Origin of the sequence: Mesorhizobium sp. GbtcB19, assembly GCF_019091085.1 — a bacterium.
In the GTDB taxonomy this organism is placed as follows: Bacteria; Pseudomonadota; Alphaproteobacteria; order Rhizobiales; family Rhizobiaceae; genus Mesorhizobium.
The window spans coordinates 1-237 of sequence record NZ_JAGXJY010000501.1; the positions used below are offsets into that span (position 1 = coordinate 1).

Here is a 237-nt window from a genome sequence, read left to right on the forward strand (position 1 = left end):
GAGCGCATACCACTGCTCGGGCAGGAACGGCACGATCGGCACGGCGCCACGATCGCCGTGCGGCACGGCATGCCGGTGCGGCTCGATCTTGACGAGGAAACCGCCGGCCTCCATCAGCTCGACGATCTTCTTGCGCGCGGCGAAACGGTCGTGCCCGTCGAGCTCGTCCCAAACGGCCTGGCGCTCCGGCGTCACCTCGAGGCCAGCGAGGGAATCCTCATTGCCCTTGGGCTGGGT

1 protein-coding gene is annotated in these 237 nt (G+C 68.4%); it reads right to left on the reverse strand.

The window, feature by feature from the left end:
• On the reverse strand, positions 1–237 hold a 237-nt coding region (locus KVT37_RS32835), incomplete at both ends, for a class I tRNA ligase family protein (RefSeq protein WP_217579089.1).